This is a genomic window from Sphingopyxis sp. OAS728 (assembly GCF_014873485.1).
Classification (GTDB): Bacteria; Pseudomonadota; Alphaproteobacteria; order Sphingomonadales; family Sphingomonadaceae; genus Sphingopyxis.
The window spans coordinates 454,062-471,641 of sequence record NZ_JADBDT010000001.1; the positions used below are offsets into that span (position 1 = coordinate 454,062).

Genomic DNA, 17,580 nt, shown 5'->3' on the forward strand with positions numbered 1-17,580 from the left:
TATGCGGCGGAGAATAGTCAGCCGGGTTAGGCGTAGTGCTCGCACAATGCTTCGTTTGACGCTCATCGGCTCGACGATGATGAGTTCCATGGCTTGGGCCCAGAGCGCACCAAGCGCGTCCGCGCCAAAAAGAACGTTTGAAGACGGAAGCGAGGTGGACCTATTCCGCGGCACATACATGACCACCTTGGGAACCTTGTCGATAGGATCCGGAGAAAACAGCCTCACCTACGAGCGATTTTCTAGCTACGGCGGCTGGATTGAATCCACCAAAGGCGCGCTCATCAAATTCGGAAACGGTTCGTTCCGTGTCGACCTGGGAGGAAGAATAGAAGATTTTTCTGCATTGTTGGTGCCCAGCGAGCAGAGGGGCTCAACGCTCACATTCAACAGCTCCGCCGGGACATACACCTATACCCAAGCGGATGGCACCCAGTCGATCTTCAGCAAATCTGCAGGCGGTCGATTCCCGTCAAGCGAGGCCATGCTGACGAAGATGACGCGTCCCAATGGCGAAATATTGACGCTAAACTATGAAACCAGACTGATTTGCACGCAATTTGGCGCCTCATCCTGTGCAGTATATGAAAATGCCGTCAGGCTGGCATCCGTGACCAATAATAGCGGCTTTCGGGTTGTATTTTCATATCAATCGAATTCGGCGGGCGATGTGACGATGGTCCCCGCCTTTTTGAATGTCGTCAAGGCGACTGCATTTAATCTGGCAAATGAAAGTTGCGAGTATAACTGCAGCTTTTCTCAGAATTGGCCCTCTCTTTCATTCTCTACAGCTACTGATAATCCCAATGCAAAACTCGTGACGGATGTCTTGGGAAGAATTTCTCGATATACCTATGTCAACCAGAACCTGGTTGGGGTTCGTAAGCCATCAAGTGTATCGGATGATGTGGTCATCGGATATAATGGATCAGGCCGCGTAGGATCCGTAACAAGGGAAGGTGTTACGACAAACTACACTTATGCTGACGCCGGAAATATCCGAACCACTACCGTCACGGATGCTGCATCCGCACAATGGGTTTACACGTTTGACATAGCGCGTGAGTCCCTTCTGAGCGGCACCGACCCCTTGGGTCGGACGACAAGCTACAGTTACGATGCGTCTTCGCGCCTTGTGCGAATGACGTTTCCAGAAGGCAACTATATCGAATATGCGTATGACGCACGAGGCAACCAAACCCAAATGTCGCGGGTGGCGAAACCCGGTTCTGGAACAGTCACTTCGGTTGCCACGGCTGGCTTTGCTGGAAGTTGTTCCAATCCCATTATCTGCAACAAGCCCGAGTGGCGCAGGGACGAAAAAGGCAATCAAACCGATTTCACCTATGATGGGTCTCACGGGGGCCTGTTAACGATTACTCAGCCTGCCCAGCCGAACGGCGTTCGTCCACAAACAAGGTTCGGCTATTCCGGCCTTCAGGCCTACTATAAGAATGCCAGCGGCGTAGTCGTGGCATCAGGGCAACCAATCCAGAAGCTTACGACAATCGCGACTTGTCAGACAGTGGCGATGTGCGCGGGAACCTCTGACGAGGTAAAGACCACCTTTGCTTATGGCGTCGGGGGTACGGCCAACAATCTCAACAGAACACAGGCAACAACGAGTTCCGGCGACGGAGTGCTCGCTGCGACTACCGAAGCCGGATACGATGCGGTAGGCAATGTTTCGTCGGTTGATGGCCCCCTGCCAGGCGCAGCCGATGTGACGCGCTATCGTTACGATGCGGCGCGGCAGATTACCGGTATGACGGGTCCGGACCCCGATGGTGGAGGACCGCGCACGCATCGGGCGGAACGGATCACATATAACCTCCAGGGGCAGGTGAACAAGGTCGAGCAAGGCACGGTAAACAGCCAATCGGATGGCGACTGGGCGGCATTTTCGCCCGCCGAAACCGTGACCACCGCCTATGATATCAATGCGCGCAAGGTGAGCGATATATTGTCGTCAGGCGGCACCAACTATGCCGCAACCCAATATAGCTATGATGCATTGGGCCGGCTGGAGTGTACGGCACAACGGATGAATCCGACAAGCTACGCGAGCTTGCCAGCCTCGGCGTGCACTTTGGGCACTCCGGGCAGTTTTGGCCCCGACCGGATCACCAAGAATAGCTATGATGCTGCGGGGCAAGTAACGAAGGTGCAAATCGCGGTCGGGACGCCAGAACAGGCAGACGAGATGACAACCGGCTACACCGGCAACGGCAAGGCGGACTATGTGATCGATGCCGAGAATAATCGCACGGAATATAGCTATGACGGCCACGACCGCCTGACCAAGACCGAATATCCTTCGACAGCCAAGGGTACAAATGCGGCAAATGCCGCAGATTATGAGCAGCTCGGCTATGACGCAAATGGCAATGTAACAAGCCGCCGGCTTCGCGATGGCCAGACAATCGCTTATTCCTATGACAATCTCAACCGCCTGACATATTATGACCAGCCGGTGGCGGGCGCCTATTGGGACCTGGCATATGAATATGACCTGCTGGGTCGGCTCCGGAAGGCGACGGGCAATGGCTGGGCTGTCAACGCCTTTACCTATGACGCACTCGGACGGCTGACGGTAGAGCAGAATTATAACGCCACCACCTATCATGCTTATGACGCGGCGGGACGCCAGACCCGGCTGACTTGGCACGATGGTTTCTATGTCGATTATGATTATGACGCGACCGGCAATGTTACCGCGATCCGCGAAAATGGCGCTATCTCGGGCGTCGGCGTCCTCGCCAGCTATGGCTATGACAATCTAGGCCGCCGCACGAGCGTCACACGTGGCAACGGGACGGTGACAAGTTATGGTTTCGATGGCATCTCGCGTCTTGGGTCGCTCACACAGGATTTGACAGGCACCGCGCAGGATCTGACGTTAGGTTTCGGCTATAACCCGGCTAGCCAGATCATCAGCAATACACGCTCCAACGATGTCTATGCTTGGGGTGGGCATTATAATGTCGACCGGCCCTATACCTCGAATGGTCTCAACCAGCTGACCGCCGCGGGAGTCAATCTTCTTGGATATGACGCGCGCGGCAACCTCACCAGCTCGGGCAGCAATGGCTACGGCTATACCGTCGAGAACCGCCTGACGACGGGTCCAAACGGCCTTGTCATGAATTACGAGCCGACGGGCAACCGGCTGCTAGGAACATATAACGGAAGCTCGGGGGCCGACACGCGTTTTGCTTGGTCGGGTGATCAATTGATCACGGAAATCGTTGCGCCTTCGGGGCAAGTGGCGCGTCGCTACGTCCCCGGACCCGGCATCGATGAGCCGCTTGTCTGGTACGAAGGATCGGGAACGAGCGACCGGCGCTGGCTGCATGCCGACGAGCGCGGCAGCATTGTGGGCATTACCAACAGTGCAGGCGCGACAACCAGCATCAATTCATATGACGAATATGGGATACCCGCGACGGGCAATGTCGGGCGGTTTGGCTATACTGGACAGGCTTGGATTCCTGAGCTTGGGATGTGGTACTACAAGGCGCGCATCTACTCGCCGACCCTCGGACGATTCATGCAGACCGATCCGATCGGGTACAGCGATGGGATGAATTGGTACAATTATGTCAAAAGCGATCCGGTGAACTTTTCCGATCCGACAGGGCTTGATCGCGAGAATTGCTCCCTTACCAGCGTAAACTGCGGTGGAATCGGCTTCGTGAGCGACCGAATTCTCGCGGACATCGTCGTCAATGGGCACTGCGGATTTCTCTGCAGGATGGTGATGACCAATTTTAGCGCTCTCTTGCGCCGGGGAGAGGGCGATCCGGCGGCAGCTCCGATAGTTGGGAGCGGGCAGCCCCCGGCCAAACCGAAAAAAATTGAATGTAGCGATCTCAAGGGTCGGATGGACCAAGGCACCTTGGGCAAGCGCGTGGATGAGATCATAGAGAAGACCAAAGCGACGGGCTTGGAACATGGTGTGTATGGAGGATTTGATGGTAACGGTCGCCTCTGGATGACTGTAGTCTATCCTGGCACAGTGGACTCCATGGGGACTGGCGCATGGATTCTCGGCAGTGATGCTCTCCGGAAGAAAGGCGTTACCGCCTCGTTTTTGATCCATTCTCACCCAAGCGGCAATCTTTGGCTGAGCCCGGGTGACAGGAGTCAACTTTCGGGAAAAGGCCTGACGGTCGTTGCCGTGGACGCAAAAAGGGGATCGGTATGCCAAGCACCAAGACAATGAATAAATCATTCAAGATATTTCTGGGCATCTCATTGGCGACTTTTTTAGTTTTCTTGGGTCTTCATTTTTTTAAAGATGATGATGTGGTTGCCGTTGCAAGCTGCGGCGAGAGATTTCATTTTGATGAATTTGAAGATTCAAGCTTGATAGACAAAGGCACAAAAAATATCTCTGATAAATTTTTGTCTGAAATTTTAGATTTAAATAAAATAAGAAAATCTCAAGAATATTGCGCGACTTCGATAGTAAATAGAAATAATTGTGTTCAGTATTTTCAACCAAAAGCAGCCGCAGGAGGGGATGCTCGAGTTTGTGTCAATTCGAAAGCAAAGACACTTGTTTCAGTCGAGTTTGGAGAATGAATACTCCCGTCAGCGAGGCGCGCCAGGACGGCCGAGGCCATTTGGCTTGATTTGCTTGGCCATGGAGACGTCATCCTGCGTGGCGCGGTATGGTTCTCCCCAGAATATTAGGCATTGGCACACCTCCGTCAGCGGCACGGCCGAACGGATGGGATCAGGCAAACGCACTCCCGTTGCGCTCGAAGTTTTCAAATGACGACTTCCAACGAATTATAACAAAGGTGTGCCCGTGAACTCTGGGCTACCGACATTGCATCTCGAAGGGGTCACAGAGAGGGCGACCATTCGCGAAGTCAAATTTGCGCACTCTTCTGCTTTATACCTGATTACCGTACGTAGGCCAGCCTACCAAGCGATGACGCCGACGCCATCCGCTACGAACATCATCGTCAACACTAGGCCATAGTCACCGGCAGCCCTGCTTCTCGTAACTTGTTAAGGTAGGGGTGAGTTGCTGGATCCGGTAACTTTGACATTTTGCCGATTGTCAGCCTTGTCATAGGCGTATTCGGTGATCACGCCATTGTTGACGCCGCCACTCCGCTGGACCTTCACCAGCCGGCCTTTTGCGTCATAGGAATATTGGATTGTCTCGCCGCCACCCGAGTTCGGTACCTCAGACATTGAAACGTCATATCCGCCGCCACCCGCATTGTCGCTGTAGCAACAATCGTTGATCATGGCGTAAAGCGCGCCTGTCGATCCCGCGGTAAATATATAGTCATCGCCGATCATGAAAAAATCGGCGTATACTTGAGGCGAACTCGTGAAAGCCCCGATCAGGGAGCCATAAAGTTTTTGCGGTCCGCCAACGCCATAGGCGGTCGTACCACTGGCTGGGTCATAATCCAGGCCGTTCGGATAAAATGCTGAATAGGGGGCCTGGAACGGTCTTGTCGGCCTACCGTTCGCGGTGAACGGCAGCCCTTGGCCGTTCCAACCGACGCCTATATCGGCAACGCCAGACGCCATGACGCGGTAGGTTTTGCCTGCAACCACATTACCGATAAAGACGGGCAGGGTCGCGGCGGTACTCACCGTCGCCGCCTGGACTTCGACCATCGAGACTTCAAAGCTCCCGGCATTATCCCAGAAGCAGCAATCATTGATGCTTGCGTAGAGCGCGCCCGATGAGTTCGCCGTGAAGACATGATAGTTGCCCATCATAAAATAGTCGGAATGGCTCTGCGGCGATGCGCTGAACGTCCCGAGAAGAGCGCCGTAAAGCTTTTGAGGACCGCCGATGCCATAGGCGGTAGGCCCGCTGCTCGGGTCGTTATCCAAGCCGTTCGGATAAAAGGGTGCGTAGGGGGCCGGAAACGCATAGGTCGGCTTCCCGTTTGCAGAGAAAGGCAGACCCTGGCCGTTCCATCCAGCGAACAAATCCGCAACGCCGGACGCTGTCACGCGATAGGTTTTCCCCGCGACGGTGTTGCCAATAAGCGTCGGCTGCGAAGCGCTTGCACTTACCGTCACCGCATTTGCGGGAATACAGAAAAGAGCTGCGACCAAGTAAAGCGCAGCTAGAAATTGACGATATTCTTTCAGAAACATGGCGCCCCCCCCCCCTTCGGCCCAGACTAACTACAGCTCGGCATAATGCCGCCGATCACTTCGGAATTTCCCGGACAGCAATCCCGGACACTTTTCGCCCGCTCGCGTCGCGTGTGAGCTGCAGAACGACGTCGACGGTCATGCGCACGTAAGCGAGAATATCCTCGCGCTGGAGCGTAGAGCCGCCTTCGAGAACAAGGAGCGCGAGCTGCTCGAACGCGCGCTCGACGCTGTCGGCGTGGATTGTCGTCATCGAGCCCGGATGCCCGGTATTGACGGCCCGCAAAAACGCAAATGCTTCGGGCCCGCGAAGTTCGCCGAGAATGATCCGGTCGGGCCGCATTCGCAGAGATGCCGAGACGAGATCGTTAGCCGTCACATGCGCCTCGCCAAGAGCGCTTCGCGCCGCGATCAACCCGATTGCATTGTCATGTTTCAACCGAATCTCCGGCGTATCCTCGATGAAGATCAGCCGTTCGTCGGGCGGAATCTCGCGAATTAACGCATTGAGGAAAGTCGTCTTGCCCGACGACGTGCCTCCCGAGATCAGAATGTTGAGACGGCCGCGCACGGCCTCACGGAGCGCGTTTCCCATATCGCCGGCCTCGGCCAGATCGCGGACACGATCGATCACCGTCGATTGTGCATTCCCAGCAGTCCGAACCTCTCGAAACGCATCGGACGACACATAATCGTCGAGCGTCAAATCGGCCGAGACATGCTTGCGGATGGCGATCGCCATCTCGCCGCGCGTCGCAGGCGGCTGCGCGATCTGGATACGCGAGCCGTCAGGCAAGCTCGCCGAGAGCAGAGGATGCTCGCGGCTTATTCCCTGGTGATTGAGTGCCGCCACCTGCCTTGCGAGCCGGGCAAGCAGCGGGGCATCGAGCGCCGGTACGTCGTGCCGCTCGATCTTGCCACCAAGCGTCTCGAGCCAAAGTTCGCCGGGCCTGTTGATATAGATGTCGGTGACGTCAGCGCGCTCCAGCGCGAAGGCAAGCGGCGCGAGGTAGCTTGAGAGATAGACTCGATCGGCGACAGCAGCGGCAGTCATCGCGGCGCCTCGACCCCCGTGAAGTCGAGGTCGCGCGCAACGAACACGCTGACGCTCGTTCCCTGCCGGACGCTCAGCGTTGGCGGAATCTGGGTGGCCGGCGCCGTCGCGGCGGTGCCCGGGAACGCCCCCGGCAGCGCGACGACGACCGAATCCCCGACCGACCGCGCGGCAAGGTTGCCGCCGATCAGCATCGCCGTCTGCAGGATCGATCCGGCGAAGCGCTCGAAGAAATGGCTATTGACCCGGGCTCGGACACCGCCGACCCCCACCGGGTCCGTCGCGGGCGATCCGATTGAAATCGTCACGCCGTCGGGGCGGATCAGCCGCGTCCAAGTGACAAAAGCACGCTTCTGCCCCGGGCTGGTATCCGAAGCATATTCGCCGATCAGACGGCTGCCGCGCGGGATCAGGACGCGGGTGCCGTCGAAGCCGCGAACATCGCGCTGTACCAGCGCGCGAGCGAAACCTGCCCCCGTCGAATCGAGTGCAGTCTCGAGAACGGCCGGGATCAATGTGCCCTGCGGGACGGTGGTCGCGCGATTGGACATCGCGCCTGCTCGGCTGCGAGCCGCCGTGCTCGTCTGTATCTGCGCGGCACCGCCCTCGGCAGTGGGCGCCGCGCGTTCGCCCGTCGGCGCCGCCTGCGAGCTGTCGATCACAAGGATCGCGCCGCCGCTGGCACGTGGCGGCGCAGCAGGCGCCGGCGGCGGACCATAGGATTGCGGAGGGAATGGAACCGACGGCGACTGTGTCGGCTCCGGGACGGCTTGCGGCCGCGACGGCGGCGTCAGCTGCACCGCGATCGCTGGTGCTACGGGCATCGGGACCGCAGCCGTGCGCGGCACAGGCGGGATATAAAGCGTCGGCAGCGCCTGTGAAGCACCGACCAGATCGGCACGCGCGGGTCGGACGGCCGGTGCCGACAAGGCGCGGCGGCGGGCGTCGAGAATCGTAAAGAGCAGGATGCCGGCCAGAACCGCCCCGATGATAATCGCGGTGCTTGAGAGTCCGGCGCGCGGACGCGCAACCCGAGGCATGGCGCCGCGTTCTGTCGGTTCGCCAGGAGAAGCGTCTGGGGCTGGCGTGCTCATGGGTTGCCGCCTTCCTTTGCATCACCCTGCGGCAAATAGCGTTTGGCGCGCGCTGTCTTGCGGTCGATGCGGAACAGCAGTTGATCCTGGACGCTGTCGATCACGTAAAGATGCCCACGCATATTGCCGTTGGCGAGCCGTTCACGCCCGAGATCGTCGACGATGAAGACTGCGGGAAGCGCGACGTCCTGCGGCCAGTCGATATAGGTCCTGACGCCGTCGTCGTGCATGCGAACCGGCCACATCGAACGCGTGCCGCTGAGACGATATTGACCAACCGCGGCTGTTTCGGTCGCCCCGGCGAACATATTGCCGTCGGGCTCGGCGGGATAACGGAACCGGACCTCATAGGGCGGCGCGCCGTTCGCCGGCACCAGATCGAACGCATAGAAGCGCGCGCTGGTTATGACGGTCATATTGGTGCTGACGCCGTCCTGCGTCGGCCGCACGAAGAGCAGGTTACCGCTCTGGCTCGCGACTGCCTGCCATGCGCTGCTGTCGCCGAGCGCGACATTCTCGATCCGCTCGTCGGGGGCGAGCGCGATCAGGACCTGGTATCCGGGCGCGCCTTCTATCTGGACCACCTGGTCGCGCCGGTAATCGATCATCTGCATCCGGGCGTCGCCGTAGCCCGGTTGCGGACGGATTTGCGCGCTCGCATTCGCGCCGAAGAGCGCTATCGAAACAGCAAGGGCGAACCGCGGCGTCATGGCCGGCTCGGAACCGCCGGAACGGCGCCCTGTACAGGCAATCCTGCCGCGCCCGATGAAGCGTTCGCCGATGCCGCCGCCGCACCGGGCTCAACCACGGTCAACGCCTCTGCGCTCTTGCGGTAGGAGCTCACTTTAAATCCGAGCGGATTGATCATCCGGTCAGCAACGCTCATCGGCTCACCGCTATAGCCGTAGCGGACGATCGCAACCCAAGGCTGCGCGGGATGCGCCTGACCGCCAGCATCGCGCCGTTGCGTATCGAAACGCACCATCGCCGTATCGTCGTTCATAGGCGTTACGCTCTTCACCTGCACGTCGACGAGCGAAGAGCGCGGCAGGCGCATGAGCGGGCTGTCGGGGTTCGAGACCTGGACCTCGGCAATATAGCTCTCGCGCGCCGCGCCAGCCGACCAGAGGCCGACCTTGCGATATTCGCCCTGCACCGTATCGATATCGAAGCCTTCACGGGCGATCACATATTGGACGAGAAAGGATTGGGTGAGCGCGCGATCGCGCGAGATCGTCTCGGCTTCGAGCGGTTTCAGTTGCTGCACGAACCCCGTCTGGCGGTCGACCAGCAGCGTATAGGGCTCAACCGTCTTCAGCGGCGTCAGGAAAAGGAGCGCCAGCGCCTCGCAGATCGCGATCGCCGAGGCGCCGCCAGCAACCCACCAAGCCGTGCGGCGCGATGCGCGGAGCGCATCGCCGCGATCCTTCGCCCAGCTATCGGCTTCGGCATAATAAGCGTCGAGCGCTTCGGACTTCTTCATAGTCGCTTGTCCCTGGCAATCGCGCGTGAGGAGATACGGTTACGGGTCCGGCGGCTCGATCGATCCCTTTCGGGGAGCCGGTCCAATCGATCGCCTCGCTCCTGTCCGGCAAGGCTGCGCGCGATATGGACCGCGCGTGAGCCACCGGCGCCTTCGGCGGCGAGCGTCTCGCGGCGCTGGTTGATCGCGATGGCATCGGCGACCGCGGCCGCGCGCGAGCGGCTTTCGATCGGGGGATGTGCCGCTGCCGTCGTCTGCGCGGGCGAGGCGCGCTGCGTAGTTTCTGCGGCCCAGCCGTTCTGCATTGCAGGCAGCCACGCCGGAATGCGGAGGCTCATCGCCACGCGCGCCGTCACCCATATGACCGCAGCCAGAGCGATCGCGAAGATGATGGCGGCAGCGAAGAGCTGCGCCGGTGCACCGACGATGTCGAGATCACCCGCGCGCCTTGCCAGCAAACTCGCCAGCCACGGCTCGATAAAGGCGAGCTCGATACCGAGCGTGATGGCGATCGCGAGACTGCCAAGCGCTGTCCCGATCAGCGCCTTCAGCCAGCCCTCGAACAGCCCGCGCGTTCCATCGAACAGCAGGAAGGCGGCAAACAAGGGCGCAAGCGACAACAGCAGCGCCGCCGCGATCCGCACCACGGCGAAAGATGCCACGGTCGAAACGAGGAAGATGACGCGCGCGAAGCCGAGCGCGAAGCTGTCGAAACCAAGAAATGGCGGTGGCGGCACCGAGGGCATGAGCGGACGCCCGTCGGGACCGAGCGCGACCGGGCCGACGCCTTCGATCGCAAGGACTTTGAGCGCCTGGTCGACGCCGTCGATCCGCCCGACCAGCCCGCCTCCGTTTCCCGGAAGGTTCGCGGCGCCGCCGATCGTCGCGGCGAGTTCGGCGGGCGCACGGAGGATGATGTCGTAGACCAATATCTGGTAGGCGGGCCAGCTCGTCGCGAGCACGAGAACGAGGCCAATCTTGACGAAGGTGAGCACACCTTCGCGAATTGTCGGCGTATGCCCAAGCAGCATCCGGTAACCGAGAAACGCGATCAGCAAGGTGACCATCCCGGTCAGAAGGATCGACGCCGTCGATCCGGGTGCGGCGAGCGCGCGATAGCCCTCGGACCCGATCAGCTGCGCCTGGCAGTCGAGAAAATAGAGTAAGCTCGGCGCGAAGCTTTCGGGGCTTGGAATGGCGTCGCAAACAGCCATCAGGCACGCTCCATCAGCGCGTCGTACCAAGCCTCGGGCGCATCGCCATGTTCGGCGCGGAGTTCGTCGAGGAGGCGCACCGTACGCTCGCGCCCGGACAAGATCGTCAGTAGCTCGCGTTCGCCCGAAAGATTGAGGCGCACGACGACGCTTTCGTTGCCATGCTTGATCAGGAAGCAATGCGCGCTGTCGGGAAGCGAGCGCACCAGTTCATATTCGTGCGGCGTGAGTCCGAAGCCATTCACATAATCTTCGGCGCGCGCCTTGGGGTTCGCCATGAAGATCTGCGTCGCGGCCTGCTCGATGATCGCGCTCGCGATCCGGCTTTCGAGCGCATCCTGTGCGCTCTGCGTCGCAAAGCCAACGATGCCGTTCCTTTTGCGGATCGTCTTCTCCCAATCCTTGATCCGGCGAACAAAGACGTCGTCGTCGAGCGCCTTCCAGCCTTCGTCGACGACGATGATCGCCGGGCTGCCGTCGAGCCGCTCCTCAACCCGGTGGAAGAGATACATCATCGCCGGCGTGCGCACCGCGGAATCGTCGAGGATCTGCGTCATGTCGAACCCGACCGAGCGAACGGCGAGGTCGGTGGCATCCTCTTCATTGTCGAACAGCCAGGCACGCTCGCCGTCGCCCCACCATGGACGCAAGCGCGACCAGAGATCGTCGGCATGCGGTCGGTGGCCACCGCGGAAGAGTTCGACGATATGGCGGAGGCGCCGGTGATGCGGCGGCTGCGCATAATTGGCGTCGACCGCGTCCTTGATCTGCGCAAGCTCCTCGACGTCCGCCGTGCCCGCAAGCAGCGCGATCCAGTCGATCAGGAACTGCCGGTTGGCGGCATTGTCCTCGAGCCGGAGCGGGTTGAGCCCCGATGGCGTGCCCGGCCGCAGCACATCGTAGCGCCCGCCGATCGCACGAACGAACAGCTCGGCGCCGCGGTCCTTGTCGAAGAAGACGATCCGCGGATCATATTTGCGCGCCTGCCCGAGCAGGAAATTGAGCGCGACCGTCTTGCCCGACCCCGACGGTCCGATGATCGTGAAGTTGCCGAGATCGCCTTGATGGAAATTGAAGAAATAGGGTCCCGCCGCGGTGGTCTCGAGCAAGGTGACCGCATCGCCCCAATGATTGCCGTGCGGCTGGCCGAGCGCGAAATTGTGGCCGCTCGCGAGGCCTGCGAAATTGCCCGTCGAAACGAGGCCGCGCCGCGCAATATATTTGAAGTTGCCGGGAAACTGTGCCCAGAAAGCGGGTTCGAGCGCGATTTCCTCACGCACCGCGATGATGCCGAGATCGGCCAGCGCTGCCTGCGCCTCGGCGACGCCGGCGTCGACCTCATCGGGCGAACTCCCACGGATCGCAATCGTCATATGATGTTCGCCGAACCCCGAGCGGCCCGCCGCCACCTCATCCTTGGCGTTTGACAGTTCGGAGCGCAGGCTCAGCGCCTCGTCCTCAGCTGAGCGCATCCGCCGCAGCGTCAAGTTCATGCGGCCGAGTGCGGCCTGACGCTCGATGAAGCCGAAGGACTGCGAAACGGTGAGCTCGAACGGCAGACGCAGCAACTCGTCGAACATGCCGGGGCTCGTCTGGCCCGGATAGTCCTTGATCGAGACGATGCCGAGATAGCTGCGCTCCGCATGTCCGGCAGGCGCAAGCTCGATCGCCTCCTGCCCGAAGCTGACGCGGCGGTCGGGGAGATAGGCGCCGATATCCTGCGTAGGCAGCAAGATCGGGCGGTTTTCGCCGTTGTAGAGGGTGGAGAGGAATTCGAGTGGCTCGGAACACGGTCCAGCTTCGCCCTCGTAAACCGAAAGCAGCCTCGGCTCATAGCTGCCAAGCGCCGCCATCAGGGTTTCGCGCGCGGCGTCGAGCTGGCGTAAATCCTGTGCCGCGGTCTCGACGGGCGAGCTGGTGCGGCTCAATTTTTCGCGCAAGCTATCGAGCAGGCCGACGCGCCCTTGAAGAGGACGCCGGATCAGCGTCAGGTAGAGATCGTTGACGAAGAGCTGGCGCCGGTCGAGCCGACCTTGCCAGGCGGCATCGAGTTTCGCCGAGAACGGATCGTCGAATTTGGCATCGAGCCCGACGTCGACGCGGCGGCGAACGATATGATGATAGAGGGCGAAGCGCGACGAGCCGATTGACTGCAGCATCGCGTCGCGAAGCCGCTTGCGATAGTTGATCTCGTCGGTGTCGGCTGTCTCGAACAGCAGCCCGCGCAGCGCGATGATCTGCATCAGCAAGCCGTCGCGCGTCGCGATCGTGTGCGCGTCGACATGGTGGCTGTAGGGCAGATGCCGACCGGCCGGCGCTTCCTTGGCCACGACTTTCGCAGAGGAAGCTAGGGCCGGTAGGAGTTGCATTGCCAGATCGAATAATTGCGGATGCGGGGGCAACGCCCGACCTTGGTCAGCCAAAGGTCGAAGAAGCGCGGTTCGCGGAGGCACAGCAGCACACCAGCCAGATGAACGACAAGCGCGATGACGAGCGCCCAGATCGACTTGAAGATCAAAAAGAGCTCGGTGGCGATCACCGCATTGGCGACGAAATAGCTATAAGTGACGCCTGCGAACATCTGCGGCCGCGTCAGCGCGACGAACATCACATCGCGCTCGACCCTGTTCATGTCTCAGCGCCCGAGGCTGGCGGTGGACTGGATACCCGCGACAATGCTCGCGGCACCGAACAGGATGAAGCAGCCGAGGATAACGGTCGCTCCGTAACGCCAGTTTATCCGCCCGGTCAGCATCATAAAGCCGACCGTGGCGACCGCAATCACAGCGACGACGGTAGCAACAGTGCCGAGGAGGGTGCCTTGGAGCCATTGAACCGCCGAGACGAACACGCCTGAGCCTTCAGGGTCGACAAGTTCTTGAGCTTGGGCAGTTGCGGCATGGAACAATCCAGCGAGCGAAGCAGTCCAACCCGCGATTTTAGTTTTTAGCTTCACTAAACCCCCTTGCGCCATTTGGAATCATTGGCGGCGATGCGCGAGGTGGGATAGCCCGCGCGGTATAAAACTGCCAAGCCGAAACTGAGTAATTGTCACCAGATTGGAAGCGTGTTCGGGTTCAGCCAACATGTTTTAATCTCGTCGAAAATGTGCAAGTGGATTTCAGATGTATTTGCCGACCTTGTCACTCGCTGATCCGCCAGTCGATAGCCCAATCGAGGATGCAATTCACTGGATACAGAGCGTGGCATTGGGTTCAACCGCGACCATGATCGCCGTGATTGCCGTTGCGGCGATCGGGCTGTTGATGCTGTCAGGGCGGCTCGAATTGCGGCGCGGCATCGTCGTGGTGATCGGGTGCTTCGTCCTGTTTGGGGCGTCAGGCATCGTCGCAGTGTTAACAGGTTCAGCGAGCTCTGTCCGCGACCGTCCCGTGGTAACTTCTAATTCCCAACGGCCACCTACGGTTATTCCACTTCCGGGATCGTCGACTTCTAACTACGACCCATATGCGGGGGCCTCTGTTCCAAGTCAGCATTAAGAAACGGAATTTTCGGAACGCTCTGCTCGATAAAACCAAATTAATCACTTCGGCTAATCCTCGCCGGCAATTCATCGTTTCAAATATCATATTTTCCTTATCCAAGTTTTGATCCTTGTTTATTTCACCCTACAGCTACCTTATCACAAGCTCAGCCGGAATACTTGAGATCATCTCAAGAAACCCGTAATCAAGATACAATTCCGCTTCACTCAAGGGCTTCAAGTAAAATATAATTACCCCGCCACTAGAAAAGAATCCACCTATACGTTTCAATGAAGAGAAACTTTCGAACGGCGTTCGATCAAAATTGGAAATTCCCAGATCGATTGTACCGATTTCAAATCTGCAATAAGTTCGGTCTTTTGGGGTCCTCCCGTTTGGCGCATCTCCTCGAGACCACGATATTTTAGGTACAAGATTGACTGCTTCCCGGATCACCTGAACCGGCAAAAAGTTGTGCCAGACGGCGCAGGAAACTAGGACAGGTACGTTCAATAGTCGTCTCCCCATCCACGATTGCGAGCCCCTTTTTTATCTCTGCCGCCCTTCGATCCGAGTTCGATTCCATAATCCCCTATATTGCCATCATTTATTGCCTCTCCGGTTAGTGGATCGGTCGTGTAAATATCACCATTCGGAGCTATCCCCACCCAATCATTGGGCTTCGCGCCGATACCATCCTTTATCTCGTGGACGCCATCCTTATCGATACCTACACTGTCGACTGGTCGGGTCCCGCGAGGGGCATCCGTCGGACGCGTGCCACGACGCCGATCCTCCGGCCGCGGTGCATCGCTTGAGTCATGAAGAACGGGTTCAGGAGGAACCATAAGGTCGCTAGGCGACCGCACGCGACGTCCATTACGAATTCGGTCAGCCTGATCGCCCGATATCGTAGCGGACGCCCAAATCAAGGCTAGGCCCGCGGCGGCGAGGCCGCATTCCAATGGCCTGGCAGCACAGACGCGACCGGCTGCGACGGCCGCCCCTCGCTCGCCTTTCGGATCCGTTCTATTAATCGGGTCATTCCCCACGTAGGCGTATAAATTCACCTGATCGTCATATCCGATGGGATCGGTCTGCATGAACCGGCCGAGCGTCGGCGAATATATCCGGGACTTGTAATAATACATGCCGATCTCGGGCAGCCAAGCCTGCCCAGTGTACTGGAAACGCCCAATGTTCCCAGGCTTGGGGATGCCATATTCGTCGTAGCTGTTGACCGCGAACGGATTACCGGCGGCGTCCGTGATCGCGATGACGCTGCCCTGATGGTCGGTATGCAGCCAGCGCTGGCCACCTGAAGGGCTGCTGCTTTCGTACCATATAACTGGATCGTCGACATTCTTGCCATGCATATAGCGGCGCAACATAGCGCCGCTGCCATCATATTCGGCAACGAGTTCATCGCCATCATGGAGGAACCGCGTGGTCGTGCTCCCGACCGTCTCGTAAAGGCGACCGAGCGGATCATACCGCAGCGTCGCATTCTTCGCTCCGCTCACACTGACCAACCGGTTCTCGGCGTCATAGACATAGGTCGTCGACCCGTCTGATGTCAGGTTACCGTTCGCATCATAGGTGAACGAAGCCGGTCCTGCGGCGGTATATTGATTGAGCCCATTCGCGGTATAATTGCGGTCGACATTGAAATGAGCGGTCCACGCATAGACGTCATTGTCGCGTATTTGCTGGGCCATCTGCGACGCCGGCGTATAGCCATAGCTGAACGCCACATCCTGTGCGGTCCCGCCAAGATTGTGCGACAGCGCACTCAGCCGGCCGACTGCATCATAACCGAAGCTTGTCACTGGTCCGAACCGGCCCGTCTGCAAGGACCGAAGTCCGCGACTATTATACGCATAGTCGACCATGTTCGTGCTCCAGGCCACACCGCCTTGGAAAAGCGTCACCATCCGATCGAGACCGTCATAAGTATAGGAGGTCACCGCCGCATCATAACCGCCGCCAGCGCCGCCTGCGTCCGGCCAAGCCATATCGGTCCGATTGCCGTTACGGTCGAACCAGGAAGCGATCGAGCGCGACACGCCGTCCATTAGCGTGTTGGTATGAGCCAGCCTCCCGAAGCCGTCATAGGTGAAGGTTAGTCCCTCGCCGGTCGGGCTATCGAACCGGGCGTAGGTTTGGAGGCCCTGCAGGTCATATCCATAATAAACGTCACGCGTGTGCGTGGTCGCCAGGCCGGCTCGCTCGGGGACGACCTTGACCGTGTTACGGTTCAGCGCGTCATATTGATAGGCGATCGTCGAGCCGTCACGCTTCCGTAGTGAGGTACGGTTGCCGTTAGCGTCATAGCCATATTCTTCGTAGTCGGTGACCGAGACGACGCCGGGGGTAGTCGGCGAGGGGAAGTTCCACCGTGTCTGGCGATCGAATGCGTCATATGTCATTGACGCTTTGTACCCGCGCGCGTCGGTCAGGCTCATGCGCTTGCCGTTCGGACTATAAGTGTAGGTCGCATAGTCTTCCTGCAGCACCGTCCCATACGCCTTCTGCACCTTCAGAAGCTGGCCCGCCGCGTCATAGCTGTTGCGGACGATGCGGTCGGGGCCGAAGCTTCCTTCGGTGCCGAGCGTGCAGGCGCTGGCAGGCAGGCTACCGTAGACAGCAGGGTTCATCCGTTGCGCCGTGCATTCCAACCGGCCCAGAACGTCATAGCTATACTGAACAACCGAGACCGGAAGATTGTCGGAGCCCTTCGATACCTCCTTCAACTTCCGGTTGAATGCATCGTAACTAATTTCCACAGACGAGAGCACCGAAAAGCCCGTTGGACCCGATGGCCAGCTAGCCGGAGCTACCAATTCGGATAGCCAGCTTCCAAGCTCACCCGTTTCCGTTTTCGTGAGACGGCCTGCTCCATCGTAAGTCAGGCGGGTCGCCGCATACGCCAGCGGACCCGCCCCATCCGGATCGGGTGCGATTGTACCGGTCACCTTTCCGCTTGCGTCATAGCGAGTGGCGCTCGTGTAGGGTGATGGCGACGTCTGTGCCTGCGCGGCGACGCTGAGAGCCGCAGTGGCGAACGCGATCAGGCTGCGGCCCAGCTTAGGAAGATTCATGACACTTT

Annotated in this window: 13 protein-coding genes; 3 read left to right on the forward strand and 10 right to left on the reverse strand. The window is 59.3% G+C overall.

The features are described 5' to 3' along the window. Positions 1–46 precede the first annotated feature (46 nt). Together GGC65_RS02225 and GGC65_RS02230 are read left to right on the forward strand one after the other, a co-directional pair. Complete coding sequence (locus GGC65_RS02225) at positions 47–4,225, forward strand: RHS repeat domain-containing protein (protein ID WP_192645669.1); 4,179 nt, start codon at positions 47–49, stop codon at positions 4,223–4,225. Then, a complete protein-coding gene (locus tag GGC65_RS02230) occupies positions 4,204–4,587 on the forward strand; it encodes a hypothetical protein (protein WP_192645670.1) in 384 nt (127 codons plus the stop codon). Before GGC65_RS02225 ends, GGC65_RS02230 begins: the two co-directional genes overlap by 22 nt. A gap of 435 nt (positions 4,588–5,022) precedes the next feature. On the opposite strand, the gene GGC65_RS23235 is transcribed toward GGC65_RS02230, so the two are convergent. From GGC65_RS23235 to GGC65_RS02275, 9 genes are read right to left on the reverse strand one after another with little or no spacing between them, the layout of a single operon-like run. Then, a complete protein-coding gene (locus tag GGC65_RS23235; RefSeq protein WP_225940638.1) occupies positions 5,023–6,141 on the reverse strand; it encodes a hypothetical protein in 1,119 nt (372 codons plus the stop codon). 55 nt (positions 6,142–6,196) lie between these two features. Next, positions 6,197–7,195, reverse strand: a complete 999-nt coding sequence (gene virB11 / locus GGC65_RS02240; protein ID WP_192645671.1) for a P-type DNA transfer ATPase VirB11 — start codon at positions 7,193–7,195, stop codon at positions 6,197–6,199. Continuing rightward, on the reverse strand, positions 7,192–8,235 hold the full coding sequence (locus tag GGC65_RS23240) for a TrbI/VirB10 family protein (protein WP_225940639.1): 1,044 nt from the start codon (positions 8,233–8,235) through the stop codon (positions 7,192–7,194). The genes virB11 and GGC65_RS23240 overlap by 4 nt, the downstream gene beginning before the upstream one ends. A 50-nt stretch (positions 8,236–8,285) precedes the next feature. Beyond that, positions 8,286–8,999: a TrbG/VirB9 family P-type conjugative transfer protein gene (locus GGC65_RS02250; RefSeq protein ID WP_192645672.1), complete on the reverse strand. Its 714-nt coding sequence runs from the start codon at positions 8,997–8,999 to the stop codon at positions 8,286–8,288. Continuing rightward, positions 8,996–9,772 carry a virB8 family protein gene (locus tag GGC65_RS02255; RefSeq protein WP_192645673.1) on the reverse strand — a complete coding sequence of 259 codons (777 nt, stop codon included), beginning with the start codon at positions 9,770–9,772 and terminating at the stop codon, positions 8,996–8,998. Before GGC65_RS02255 ends, GGC65_RS02250 begins: the two co-directional genes overlap by 4 nt. Continuing rightward, positions 9,769–10,986, reverse strand: coding sequence for a type IV secretion system protein (locus GGC65_RS02260; protein ID WP_192645674.1), 1,218 nt, complete (start codon positions 10,984–10,986; stop codon positions 9,769–9,771). The genes GGC65_RS02255 and GGC65_RS02260 overlap by 4 nt, the downstream gene beginning before the upstream one ends. Beyond that, positions 10,986–13,355, reverse strand: a complete 2,370-nt coding sequence (locus GGC65_RS02265; protein WP_192645675.1) for a VirB4 family type IV secretion/conjugal transfer ATPase — start codon at positions 13,353–13,355, stop codon at positions 10,986–10,988. Before GGC65_RS02265 ends, GGC65_RS02260 begins: the two co-directional genes overlap by 1 nt. Next, complete coding sequence (locus GGC65_RS02270; RefSeq protein WP_192645676.1) at positions 13,334–13,618, reverse strand: type IV secretion system protein VirB3; 285 nt, start codon at positions 13,616–13,618, stop codon at positions 13,334–13,336. The genes GGC65_RS02265 and GGC65_RS02270 overlap by 22 nt, the downstream gene beginning before the upstream one ends. Positions 13,619–13,621: 3 nt before the next feature. Further along, positions 13,622–13,960, reverse strand: coding sequence for a TrbC/VirB2 family protein (locus tag GGC65_RS02275; protein ID WP_192645677.1), 339 nt, complete (start codon positions 13,958–13,960; stop codon positions 13,622–13,624). 151 nt (positions 13,961–14,111) lie between these two features. Between GGC65_RS02275 and GGC65_RS02280 the strand changes: the two genes are divergently transcribed. Next, on the forward strand, positions 14,112–14,486 hold the full coding sequence (locus GGC65_RS02280) for a TrbC/VirB2 family protein (protein WP_192645678.1): 375 nt from the start codon (positions 14,112–14,114) through the stop codon (positions 14,484–14,486). Between the two features lie 494 nt (positions 14,487–14,980). Here GGC65_RS02280 and GGC65_RS02285 read toward each other — a convergent pair whose 3' ends face one another. Continuing rightward, positions 14,981–17,572, reverse strand: coding sequence for an RHS repeat domain-containing protein (locus tag GGC65_RS02285; protein WP_192645679.1), 2,592 nt, complete (start codon positions 17,570–17,572; stop codon positions 14,981–14,983). Positions 17,573–17,580: the final 8 nt, after the last annotated feature.

Coding starts and splice junctions, on each gene's coding strand:
- GGC65_RS02225 (WP_192645669.1), top strand. CDS start 47: ATGCTTCGTTTGACGCTCATCGGCTCGACGATGATGAGTTCCATGGCT.
- GGC65_RS02230 (WP_192645670.1), top strand. CDS start 4,204: ATGCCAAGCACCAAGACAATGAATAAATCATTCAAGATATTTCTGGGC.
- GGC65_RS23235 (WP_225940638.1), bottom strand. CDS start 6,141: ATGTTTCTGAAAGAATATCGTCAATTTCTAGCTGCGCTTTACTTGGTC.
- virB11 (WP_192645671.1), bottom strand. CDS start 7,195: ATGACTGCCGCTGCTGTCGCCGATCGAGTCTATCTCTCAAGCTACCTC.
- GGC65_RS23240 (WP_225940639.1), bottom strand. CDS start 8,235: ATGCCTCGGGTTGCGCGTCCGCGCGCCGGACTCTCAAGCACCGCGATT.
- GGC65_RS02250 (WP_192645672.1), bottom strand. CDS start 8,999: ATGACGCCGCGGTTCGCCCTTGCTGTTTCGATAGCGCTCTTCGGCGCG.
- GGC65_RS02255 (WP_192645673.1), bottom strand. CDS start 9,772: ATGAAGAAGTCCGAAGCGCTCGACGCTTATTATGCCGAAGCCGATAGC.
- GGC65_RS02260 (WP_192645674.1), bottom strand. CDS start 10,986: ATGGCTGTTTGCGACGCCATTCCAAGCCCCGAAAGCTTCGCGCCGAGC.
- GGC65_RS02265 (WP_192645675.1), bottom strand. CDS start 13,355: ATGCAACTCCTACCGGCCCTAGCTTCCTCTGCGAAAGTCGTGGCCAAG.
- GGC65_RS02270 (WP_192645676.1), bottom strand. CDS start 13,618: ATGAACAGGGTCGAGCGCGATGTGATGTTCGTCGCGCTGACGCGGCCG.
- GGC65_RS02275 (WP_192645677.1), bottom strand. CDS start 13,960: ATGGCGCAAGGGGGTTTAGTGAAGCTAAAAACTAAAATCGCGGGTTGG.
- GGC65_RS02280 (WP_192645678.1), top strand. CDS start 14,112: ATGTATTTGCCGACCTTGTCACTCGCTGATCCGCCAGTCGATAGCCCA.
- GGC65_RS02285 (WP_192645679.1), bottom strand. CDS start 17,572: ATGAATCTTCCTAAGCTGGGCCGCAGCCTGATCGCGTTCGCCACTGCG.